Origin of the sequence: Okeania sp. SIO2C9 (assembly GCF_010672455.1) — a bacterium.
In the GTDB taxonomy this organism is placed as follows: Bacteria; Cyanobacteriota; Cyanobacteriia; order Cyanobacteriales; family Microcoleaceae; genus Okeania.
The window spans coordinates 1-1,408 of record NZ_JAAHGO010000227.1 but is presented as its reverse complement, the minus strand read 5'-3'; the positions used below and the strand labels follow the sequence as shown (position 1 = coordinate 1,408).

General features: G+C 33.0%; 2 protein-coding genes and 1 pseudogene. All 3 read right to left on the bottom strand.

Going from position 1 to position 1,408, the window contains the following annotated elements:
- Positions 1-73: 73 nt before the first annotated feature.
- Positions 74-658: pseudogene (locus F6K23_RS40515) on the bottom strand (Uma2 family endonuclease).
- Positions 659-941: 283 nt separating this feature from the next.
- Positions 942-1,076, bottom strand: a complete 135-nt coding sequence (locus F6K23_RS40510; RefSeq protein ID WP_293166862.1) for a hypothetical protein — start codon at positions 1,074-1,076, stop codon at positions 942-944.
- A gap of 18 nt (positions 1,077-1,094) precedes the next feature.
- Positions 1,095-1,408: Uma2 family endonuclease (locus F6K23_RS40505; RefSeq protein ID WP_293166860.1), on the bottom strand; the 314-nt coding region annotated here is incomplete at its 5' end.

The window sequence follows — 1,408 nt, the reverse complement described above, 5'->3', positions numbered from 1 at the left end:
GTTCTTCTGTCATTTGTAAATCTGGAGACATTTGTAAAATCATTGTTTCTTCGAGGATAATTTTCCCTCCTATTTACCAAACTTTCTGCATATTTAAAACAAATCCAGGCAATACTGGTTCCCCACTCACACTATCAGGATTTTCTAAACATTCGGTAGTCATTCCTGGGCGATAAATATAAACTTTCTTTTGTTTTCTATCAATTAACCAACCTAATTTTACCCCCGGTTCTTGCATATATTCTGTCATTTTTGCTTGAAGAGTTTTCAGATTATCTGAAGGTGACATTAATTCCACCACAAAATCCGGGCAAATCGGAGCAAACTTTTCTTTTTGTTCTTGAGATAAACTATTCCATCTTTCTAATTTTATCCAGGAAGCATCAGGAGATTTTTTCGCTCCTGTAGAAAGAGTAAATCCAGTACTGGAACTAAAAGCTATACCTGTACCATCTTGCTCTGACCATATTCCTAATTGCACACATAGATTAAATTCTCTATTTCCTGTTTATGAACCATTGGGAGACATAATTAATAATTCTCCAGATTTATTAGTTTCTATCTGTAAATCTTGGTTAATTTGACAAAATTCAAAAAAATTTTCCTCCGTTATCTTCCAATCTGAAGGTATTTTTAAAACCATTGGGTTTTCCCACATAATTTTCCCTCCTATTTATCAAACTTTGCTCATATCTAAAATCAACCCAGGCAATACTGGCTATCTACTTACACTGTCAATATTTTCTAAACATTCTATAGGCGTTTATTGGCGATAAATATAAAATTTATTTTGTTTTTCATCACCAGTGAGAGACACAATTAATAATTCTCCAGATTTATTAGTTTATATCCTTCAATAATGAATAATTAATAATGAATAATTAATAATTACCTCTCCTTGAAAAGAAGAGGATTGACAAAGAGATGAAAATTTTTATTTATTATCCCCTTAAAAGGGGAGGCGCATACCCACAATTTTTCGGTAAATCTCGGTTAATTTGACAGAATTCAAAAAATTGTTCCTCTGTCATTTGTAAATCTGGAGGCATTTGCAAAATAATCTGGTCGTCAAGCATAATTTATTTCCCTTCCATTTACCAAACTTTGCTCATATTTAACACAAACCCAGGCAAGACTTTTTCCCCACTCACACTATCAGGATTTTCTAAACATTCAGTAGGCATTCCTGGGCGATAAATATAAACTTTCTTTTGCTTTCTATCAATTAACCAACCTAATTTTACCCCCGGTTCTTGCATATATTCTGTCATTTTTGCTTGGAGAGTTTTCAGATTATCTGAAGGTGACATTAATTCCACCACAAAATCCGGGCAAATCGGAGCAAACTTTTCTTTTTCTTCTTGGGATAAACTATTCCATCTTTCTAATTTTATCCAAGAAGCATCAG